Genomic DNA, 9,033 nt, shown 5'->3' on the forward strand with positions numbered 1-9,033 from the left:
CCGCTGGCAAGTTGAATCAGGAATGCGCCTTTGCTGCCGCTGATTTTGCGGACTTCGGCGTGGTGCCGAATGTTGACGGCCAGAGTGTTTAAACCGTCGCCCCACGCCGACAGAATTTTCTCGCGGCTGCCGGCGGCGAAACCCAGATCGCTACGCAGATCCAGGAAACCAGGCTCGGCCATCACATGCTTACCTTTCTGGTAACGCTGGATGGTCTTGGCGTGTGCGTTGAAGCCTTCTAACAGTATATAACCAGGGCTACTACGCTTCGCTTGTCGATCACGCGCAGCGGCGCGTGCCGCTGCGCTCAGGCCCGCTGGACCTGCGCCGATGATTGCGATTTGGTACATGCAGAAACAAATGCGCTCGCACTTGCTCCTCCTTGCTTTGCTAGCGACTCGCTGCCATCCCGCCGAATTTATTTGTTAAATTCGCGACGGATGCTACCGACCGGGCAGCGACGCTCGCAAGGTGTCTACTGTGCGCTACGTCACGGAATCCAGGACGTTTGTTCAGGCGAACAGTTGAGGACCATGGCAGTGACAGACTGGAGTGCGATTCGCGTTGGAGCACCGATTGGATGCGCCGGTCCCCCAGCCGAAACATTCATCGGCTGTACACAAAGCGCGTGTTTTGATCGCAGCCGGCGTTCTCAGGGCAGCGGACCGTGTGAGACCGCGCTGCTTACCTTCTGGTTAGGGGCGACGTAAACTTCAGGATGAAGTCGCAAGGGATTCCCAATGAAGAGACTGGTTACCGTCGTGTTGTCCGCGCTCATCGCCGTGCCGGCGCTGGGACAATCGCGGGAATATCAGGGTCCGGTGCGCTCCCAGGCTCCGGCGCAGACCGATCAAATCATCGTCCAATGGCGCAGCGGCGCCAAAAGCACGCTGGCGGCCTCCTCGGTCCAGCGCGCCGGCAAGGTATCGGCCAGCGCCGGCCTGAACATCAAACACCAGCGGCGTAGTACCGCCAATACCGATGTCTTCAAGCTGGACCGCGAGCTGAGCGGCAGCGAGCTCAAAGCAGTGCTGGAGCGGCTCAATGCCGATACGGACGTTGCCTTCGCAGTGGCCGACAAACGCCGGCAGATCCAGCAAATCCCGACCGATCCGCTGGCTCTCAATCAATGGTATTTCCTGAGCGCGGAAGCCGCCGCCACCAAGACCGATCAGGCCTGGGACATCACCACCGGTAGCAGCGCGACCGTGGTCGCCGTGCTCGATACCGGCGTGCGCATGGAGCACCCCGACTTCGTCAAGGCCGATCTGGTCACCAGCAAGCTGCTGCCGGGTTACGACTTCGTTTCCAACGCCGCCGTGGCCAACGACGGCGACGGCCGCGACAGCGATCCAACTGATCCGGGCGACTGGATCGTCGCCGCCGATCGCAGCCAGACGGTGTTCGCCAACTGCTCCAACACTTCCAGCTCGTGGCACGGTACGCGGGTTTCCAGCCTGATCGGCGCTGCGGCCAACAACGGTGCAGGCATGGCCGGCGCCGGCTGGGAGACACGAATCCTGCCGGTGCGCGTGCTCGGCAAATGCGGTGGCTTCGACTCCGACATCATCGACGGCATGCGCTGGGCGGCCGGCCTGACGGTGGACGGCGTCCCGGCCAATCCGACTCCAGCCAACATCCTCAACATGAGCCTGGGTGGCGACGACGATTGCAGCGCTGCTTATCAGAGCGCCGTCGACGAAATCACCGCGCAAGGCGCGCTGATCGTGGCGTCAGTAGGCAATGACGGTATCCCGGTCGGCACGCCGGCCAACTGCTCCAATGTGCTTGGCGTGAGCGGCGTTCGTCATGTGGGCACCAAGGTCGGTTACAGCAATCTCGGCGCTGGCGCCGACATCGCCGCGCCTGCCGGTAACTGCGTCAATAACGGCCCGCCGTTCTCCGACGCTTCGCCGTGCGTCTATGCCTTGCAAGTGGCTCTCGACAGCGGCACCACCGTGCCCGTGACGTCCACCTACAGCGACCGCGTCAGCAACCCGAACTTCGGCACCAGTTTCTCGGCGCCGTTGGTGGCGGGTGCCGCGGCATTGATGCATTCGGTGAATCCGCAGCTCAAACCCGACCAATTCACTACGTTGTTACAGGAATCGGCCACGGCATTCCCCACGTCGAGCGCCACCACCAACTCCATCTGTCGAGTGCCGACCAACTTCGTACAAGGTGAGGAATGTATCTGCACCACGGTGACTTGCGGTGCCGGCACGCTCAATACCTTGGCAGCCGTGAACGCCGCACTGAAACCTTTCGGCATCGTGACTTCGACCGCGACCATCAATCCGAACGTGGCCGTGAACATCAGCGGCAGCACCAGCTTCGCAGCGCCGAGCCACTCCATCACTGGCTATCAGTGGAGCATTCTGAGCGTCACGGGCGCGACGCCGACCATCACCGACGCGGCAGCCGCGACGACGACATTACAAGTGGCAGGAAATAGTCGCTTCACTCTGCGACTGCGAGTCACCGACGATGCCGGGGTGACCGATGACACCGACTTCGCGATGGTCACCGCAACGGCGCCGGAAACACCCACGACACCGCCCACTACGCAGATCGGTTCCGGCGGTGGTGGCGGTAGCTTCGATTGGTGGTTGTTGGTGCTGGGCTTGTTGCCGCTGGCACTACCGGGGCCTCGCCGTCGTAAAACGGCGAGCACCCCCGAAGACTCAAATGACGACTCAGCCCGTGGCAGCCACCGGCGCCGACGCCGCCAGCACTTCCCGAAGTGATTTTTCGATGATGTCCATGCCTTCGTTGATCAAGGCATCGGACGCGGTCAGCGGCACCAACAAACGAATCACGTTGGCGTACACACCGCACGACAACAGCACCAGGCCGTTGGCCGCAGCGCGCTGAACCAGCGCCTTGGTGAGATCCGCATCGGGCGCATGCGGGTCGCGATTCCGGACCAGTTCCATCGCCACCATCGCGCCCAAGCCACGCACTTCGCCGACGCAGGTGAACTCACCCTGCAGCTTGCGCAAGCGCTGAGTCAGCAGATCGCCAACGTGCACGGCACGTGCTGGCAGCTTTTCTTTCTCCATCACTTCGATCACGGCCAGCGAAGCAGCGCAGCTCACCGCTGAGCCTGCGTAGGTGCCGCCCAAACCGCCAGCGATCGGAGCATCCATGATCTGCTGTTTGCCGACCACCGCCGCCAGCGGAAAGCCGCCGGCCAAGCTCTTGGCCATGGTCATCAGATCGGGCTCGACGCCGTAGTGTTCGATAGCAAACATCTTGCCGGTACGAGCAAAGCCGGTCTGAATCTCATCGACGATGAGCACGATGCCATGCTTATCACACAGCGCACGCAGTGCCTTCATGAACTCGACCGGCGCCGCATAGAAACCGCCTTCGCCGAGCACGGGCTCGATGATGATGGCCGCAACGCGTGACGGCTCGACAGCGACTTTGAACAGCTGTTCGAGCGCGGCCAAGCTGTCTTCCGACGACACGCCGTGGTAAGGAATCGGATACGGCACGTGATGAACGTCGCCCGGGAACGGACCGAAGCCCACCTTGTACGGCGACACCTTGCCGGTCAGCGCCATCGCCATGTACGTGCGACCGTGGAAGCCGCCACCGAAGGCGATCACAGCAGAACGGCCAGTGTGAGCACGCGCGATCTTCACCGCGTTCTCCACAGCTTCCGCGCCCGTAGTCACCAGCATGGTCTTCTTCGGCGTCGGGCCCGGCGCCAGCGCGTTGAGCTTCTCAGCCAACTCGATGGCTACACGATACGGCGTGATCATCACGCACGTATGCGTGAAGCCAGCATCGAGCTGCTTCAGCACTGCAGCCTTGACGTGCGGATGCAGATGGCCGGTGTTCAACACCGCGATACCGCCGGCGAAATCGATGAAGCGACGGCCGTCGGCGTCCCACAATTCCGCGTTCTGCCCCTTCTCGATATAGACGGGCAGCATGGTGGACATGCCTTTGGTGAGCGCAGCGTTGCGTCGATTGTGCAGGTCTGAGTTGGCTGACATAGCTATGACACTCGGGCGGTATGACGACTTGGCCGGTGATGACTGGGCCGATGATGACTGGGCCGGTGACTACTTGGGAGGCAGCGTGGTAGCGAGATTGCGCAAGTAGTCCTGGAACTTGGTGCCCAGACTCTCGTGCTTCAGGCCGTACTCGACCGTGGCTTGCAAATAACCGAGCTTGCTGCCGCAGTCGTAGCGCTTGCCTTCGAACTCGTAGGCGTACACCGGCTCTTCGCCGAGCAGATCGGCGATCGCGTCGGTGAGTTGAATCTCGCCGCCGGCGCCACGGCCGGTGTTCTCGAGCTTGGCGAAAATCGTCGGCGACAACAGATAGCGACCGACCACCGCCAGCGTCGACGGCGCATTCTGCGGACGCGGCTTTTCGACGATCTGTTTCACGTTGCTGATGCGGCCTTCACGCTCGTCGGTGGCGACGATGCCGTACTTGTCCGTTTCGGCGCGCGGCACGGTTTCGACACCGAGCACACTGCCGCCACGCGACGCATGCACTTCAGCCATCTGACGCAGGCAAGGCGTCGGCGCGTCGATCAAGTCGTCGGCGAGATGCACGAAGAAAGGTTCGTCGCCCACCACCGGCTTGGCACACCACACGGCGTGACCGAGACCGAGCGGCGACGGCTGACGAATGTAAATGCAGCTGGCCCACGACGGCACGATGTCCTTCAGCGCCTTGAGCAAGTCGGCCTTGCCCTGCGCTTCCAGCGCCTCTTCCAACTCATGATCGGTGTCGAAGTGGTCTTCGATGGCACGCTTGGAGCTGCCGGTGATGAACACCAGCTTGCGCGCGCCGGCGGCGAGCGCCTCTTCAGCGGCATATTGGATCAGTGGCTTGTCGACGATCGGCAACATCTCCTTCGGGCTTGCCTTGGTAGCCGGCAAGAAGCGCGTACCGCGCCCCGCCACCGGAAAAACTGCTGTCCTGATTGCATTCGTCTCTTTCGCCACTGCACATCTCCGCGGTAATGCCTAAAGGGTGCGGACAGCGATGATATCGCAAGCGGCCTGGGCTTGAGGGGTGACAAAGGCCCGGTCACCGGTGACTTCTGGCTCACTTGGGGGGTGACCGGGCCACAACTCACGCAATTACGCGCTCAACGCCCTTTGCGAGACTCCGCTGTCGCCGAATCCATACGGATATTGGCGCGGTTTCGTTCCAAGGTTTTGGCACCGATGCCCTTGATCTTGCGCAAGTCTTCGGCGTTCTTGAAGGCGCCGTTCTTGTCGCGGTAGGCGACGATGTCCTGCGCCTTGCTCAGGCCGATGCCCTGCAGCTCCTTGGCAATGGTGGCGGCGTCGGCAGTGTTGATGTCCACCGGGCCGGCCCACACTGCCGCCGGCAACAATGTGGCTATCAACAATTGCAACGCGCGTCGCACGGTCTGTCGTGGGGTTCGCTGACTCGACATGATTCTCTCCTTGAATGATCTGCTTCGAATGATTTGGATGACGGATCGCAAGCCTCCGTCGTCGCAGATTGTCGACGGCAGCAGCGGGCCCGGAGCGCTGCAAATCTGGGCGAATTGCCCGATTAATCGGCGTCTGGCGCACGCCGAAACATGCTTAGCGCCGATGCATGCCCGGCGTGAGGTCGAGTAAGGCCACGGGCGCGAACGCATCCCAGCTACGGCAACCCGGGCATTGCCAGAAATGCGAGGCGCTGGCGAAACCGCAGTCGACGCAGCGGTAGCGTTGTGTGCGTCGGAGTATTCGACCGAGCGCGGTCGCCAATGCCGTGCGTTGCTCGGCAGTCAGCTGCGATGGGTCGCCGCTGGTCGCATTGATGATCTCGCCGAGCGTCGGATCTTCGCGCAGCAAATCGGGCAAACACTCACTCACGAACGCCTCTTGTTCCAGACCCGCGACGACTGCCGAATAAGCCAGCTCGGCGCGAGCCACCGGATCCGGCCGCATCCAAGCGCGAAAACGTCGTTCGATCTCGCCTGCATCGGTGCCGCGCATGGCTCGCATCACGCGCGGCAAAGCCAGCGTCAATAATTTCGGATGTAACTCGACCGCGCGCTGGCAGAGCAACGCCGCGAGTTCAGGCTGATTCATGTCGAGCGCAATGTCGGCACGAATCAAGGCGCCGCGAGGAAAGTTACGTTGCGCCTCACGCGCGAGATGAAGCTGCTCGCGCGCTCCGTCGAAATCACCTGCAGCCCGCAGCTGTTCGGCCAGCTCGCAGTGATAGTGAGCAATCGCCGTCGGATGTTCGGGAGAAGCTACGGCAACGAGCCGGCGATGCGCCGCGATGGCCTGCTCCCAATCGCGCTGCTGCTCGTAGATGCGTAACAAATATCGTAACGCCGGCACGTGCCGGCCGCCGCCGTCGGCCAGCTGTAAAAACAAACGTTCGGCACGATCGAACAGACCGGCCCGAAAGAAATCCTCGCCGAGTGCGAACATCGCATGCAAGCGATGCTCGTCGCTCAACGACGGCCGCGCCATGATGTTTTCGTGTACGCGGATGGCCCGCTCTACTTCGCCCCGGCGCCGATACAGATTGCCCAGTGTGAAATGGGTTTCGACGGTGTCGTTATCGACATCGACCATGCGCAAGAACACTTCCAGCGCCTTGTCGGGCTCTTCGTCCAGCAGGAAGCGTAAGCCGCGGAAATATTCTTCGGAGAGTTTGTTCTGGTCGGGTTCGCCAGCAGCGCGCGATCCAGGTCGATAGGGGGGCCAATAGCGACCGAACAGCCAGCCTGCGGCTGCGGCGACGAACAGCGCGACGATCAGCAGTAACGAGGGCGGATCAGCGGGCATTGTCCCCTGTGGCCGAGGCCGTCCTGGCACGCTGTTCGGCCAGGCGCAAAGCGCGCCGTAACCGGCCGCGTTCATTGAGCAGCTCGGCTACCCAATACACCCGCCAGATCAAGCCGGCCACCAGCCCGGCGACGAACGCCACCACCAGCGCCAGACCCAACGGCGTGGCGATCTTCAGGAACGCCAGTTCCACTTCGACACGGTCGACGTTCATGGCGCTGACGAACAGCGCCACCAGTGCGGCTAGAGCAACGGTGAAATAGAAAACGACGCGGGACATGGGGTCCCTAGTCTACGGCAGGCTGCGGCAATTCATCAGTCCCGGATGGGACTGTCCGCGCCGTCATTGACCCGCTCGCGCAGGTCCTTACCGGGCTTGAAGTGCGGCACATATTTGCCAGACAACGCCACGGTTTCGCCGGTCTTGGGATTGCGGCCCTGACGCGGCGGCCGAAAATGTAACGAAAAGCTGCCAAAGCCACGGATCTCGATGCGCCCGCCCTGGGCCAGGGCATCGCTCATGATCTCCAGCACCTGTTTCACTGCCAGTTCGACGTCCTTGGCAGGCAGATGTTTTTGTTTGGCTGCAATGAGCTCGATGAGTTCCGATTTGGTCATGCTCGGGCCCGTTGTTGTTCTTGCACGAAACTAAGCCGTGACAGGCACGGCGATGGCCGAAGCCACCGCCGTACCGCTGATTGTCACGCCACAATCATGTGGGGGCAGGTTAATTATCCTGACCTCCGATGTGCTCCTTCAGCAGATCGCCCAGGCTGGTGCCGGCCGAGGACTCGTTGGTGCGGTAGTTGGATACCACTTCGGCTTCCTCGTGGATTTCCTTGGCCTTGATCGACAGAGCAATCGTGCGGCTCTTACGGTCGACGTTGGTGAAGCGGGCTTCCACTTCCTGGTCGACCTTCAGCACCGTACGTGCGTCTTCGACGCGATCGCGAGACAGCTCGGAAGCGCGCAGGTGGCCTTCCACGCCGCCGCCCAGGTCGATGATCGCACCCTTGGCGTCGACTTCGCGCACCGTGCCTTTGACGATGGTGCCCTTCGGATGCTCGGCGATCCAGGTCGAGAACGGATCCTTCGCCAGCTGCTTGATGCCCAGCGAAATGCGCTCGCGCTCCGGATCGATCGACAGCACCATGGCTTCGACCTGCTGACCCTTCTGGTAGTTACGCACTGCTTCTTCGCCCGGGATATCCCAGGAGATATCGGACAGGTGCACCAGGCCGTCGATGCCGCCCGACAGACCGATGAAGATGCCGAAATCGGTGATCGACTTGATCTGGCCGCTGACCTTGTCGCCGCGGTTCGAGTTGTCGCCGAAGTCCTTCCAAGGATTCGACTGGCACTGCTTGATGCCCAGCGAGATACGACGACGCTCCTCGTCGATGTCCAACACCATGACTTCCACTTCCTGGCCGATGTGCACGACCTTGGAGGGGTTCACGTTCTTGTTGGTCCAATCCATTTCGGACACGTGCACCAGGCCTTCCACGCCTTCTTCGATTTCCACGAAGCAGCCGTAGTCGGCAATGTTGGTGACCTTACCGAACAGACGCGTGCCGGTCGGGTAACGACGGCCGATGGCCTGCCACGGATCGTTGCCCAGCTGCTTGATGCCGAGGCTGACGCGCTGACGTTCGCGATCGAACTTCAGGATGCGCACGTCGATCTCGTCGCCGACGGTGACCACTTCCGAAGGATGCTTGACGCGCTTCCAGGCCATGTCGGTGATGTGCAAGAGGCCGTCGATGCCGCCCAGGTCGACGAACGCACCGTAATCGGTGAGGTTCTTGACCGTGCCCTTGACCACTGCGCCTTCCTGCAGCTTTTCCAGCAGCTCCGAACGCTCGGCGCTGTATTCCTGCTCGACCACCGCACGACGCGACACGACCACGTTGTTGCGCTTCTGGTCCAGCTTGATGACTTTGAACTCGAGAGTCTTGCCTTCGAGATACGAGGGATCGCGCACCGGACGAACGTCGACCAGCGAGCCCGGCAAGAACGCGCGGACGAAGTCGATTTCGACAGTGAAGCCGCCTTTGACGCGGCCATTGATGATGCCCTTGACGATTTCCTGCTTCTCGAACGCCTGCTCGAGACGCGACCAGGTGCGGGCGCGCTTGGCTTTTTCGCGCGACAGGCGCGTTTCGCCATTGCCGTCTTCGACGCTGTCGAGTGCGACTTCGACATCATCGCCGACTTGAACTTCGATTTCGCCGCGGTC

At 61.8% G+C, this 9,033-nt stretch carries 7 protein-coding genes and 2 pseudogenes; 1 reads left to right on the top strand and 8 read right to left on the bottom strand.

Annotation, left to right across the window (positions count from 1 at the left end):
• Nucleotides 1-350: pseudogene (locus JNL55_RS14265) on the bottom strand (cyclic nucleotide-binding protein); the annotation flags it as partial.
• A gap of 390 nt (nucleotides 351-740) precedes the next feature.
• Here JNL55_RS14265 and JNL55_RS14270 point away from each other — a divergent pair.
• Nucleotides 741-2,747, top strand: coding sequence for a S8 family peptidase (locus JNL55_RS14270; RefSeq protein ID WP_293854271.1), 2,007 nt, complete (start codon nucleotides 741-743; stop codon nucleotides 2,745-2,747).
• Here JNL55_RS14270 and gabT read toward each other — a convergent pair.
• From gabT to rpsA, 7 genes and pseudogenes are all read right to left on the bottom strand, one after another.
• Nucleotides 2,697-4,007, bottom strand: coding sequence for a 4-aminobutyrate--2-oxoglutarate transaminase (gene gabT, locus JNL55_RS14275; RefSeq protein ID WP_293854276.1), 1,311 nt, complete (start codon nucleotides 4,005-4,007; stop codon nucleotides 2,697-2,699). The two genes, JNL55_RS14270 and gabT, sit on opposite strands and share 51 nt — an antisense overlap.
• Before the next feature lie 69 nt (nucleotides 4,008-4,076).
• Nucleotides 4,077-4,973, bottom strand: a complete 897-nt coding sequence (galU, locus tag JNL55_RS14280; RefSeq protein WP_293854279.1) for a UTP--glucose-1-phosphate uridylyltransferase GalU — start codon at nucleotides 4,971-4,973, stop codon at nucleotides 4,077-4,079.
• A gap of 146 nt (nucleotides 4,974-5,119) precedes the next feature.
• Nucleotides 5,120-5,434, bottom strand: a complete 315-nt coding sequence (locus tag JNL55_RS14285; protein ID WP_293854282.1) for a ComEA family DNA-binding protein — start codon at nucleotides 5,432-5,434, stop codon at nucleotides 5,120-5,122.
• 154 nt (nucleotides 5,435-5,588) lie between these two features.
• Nucleotides 5,589-6,794, bottom strand: coding sequence for a lipopolysaccharide assembly protein LapB (locus JNL55_RS14290; RefSeq protein ID WP_293854285.1), 1,206 nt, complete (start codon nucleotides 6,792-6,794; stop codon nucleotides 5,589-5,591).
• Nucleotides 6,784-7,074: a lipopolysaccharide assembly protein LapA domain-containing protein gene (locus tag JNL55_RS14295; protein ID WP_293854288.1), complete on the bottom strand. Its 291-nt coding sequence runs from the start codon at nucleotides 7,072-7,074 to the stop codon at nucleotides 6,784-6,786. The genes JNL55_RS14290 and JNL55_RS14295 overlap by 11 nt, the downstream gene beginning before the upstream one ends.
• A 35-nt stretch (nucleotides 7,075-7,109) precedes the next feature.
• Nucleotides 7,110-7,427, bottom strand: a pseudogene (locus JNL55_RS14300) (integration host factor subunit beta); the annotation flags it as partial.
• Between the two features lie 94 nt (nucleotides 7,428-7,521).
• The coding region (gene rpsA, locus JNL55_RS14305) for a 30S ribosomal protein S1 (protein ID WP_293854291.1) at nucleotides 7,522-9,033 on the bottom strand (1,512 nt) is incomplete at its 5' end.

The organism is Steroidobacter sp., from assembly GCF_016790065.1.
In the GTDB taxonomy this organism is placed as follows: domain Bacteria; phylum Pseudomonadota; class Gammaproteobacteria; order Steroidobacterales; family Steroidobacteraceae; genus Steroidobacter.

Bases quoted from the DNA above. Each gene is read 5' to 3' on its own strand.
- JNL55_RS14270 (WP_293854271.1), top strand. From the start codon at position 741: ATGAAGAGACTGGTTACCGTCGTGTTGTCCGCGCTCATCGCCGTGCCG.
- gabT (WP_293854276.1), bottom strand. From the start codon at position 4,007: ATGTCAGCCAACTCAGACCTGCACAATCGACGCAACGCTGCGCTCACC.
- JNL55_RS14285 (WP_293854282.1), bottom strand. From the start codon at position 5,434: ATGTCGAGTCAGCGAACCCCACGACAGACCGTGCGACGCGCGTTGCAA.
- JNL55_RS14290 (WP_293854285.1), bottom strand. From the start codon at position 6,794: ATGCCCGCTGATCCGCCCTCGTTACTGCTGATCGTCGCGCTGTTCGTC.
- JNL55_RS14295 (WP_293854288.1), bottom strand. From the start codon at position 7,074: ATGTCCCGCGTCGTTTTCTATTTCACCGTTGCTCTAGCCGCACTGGTG.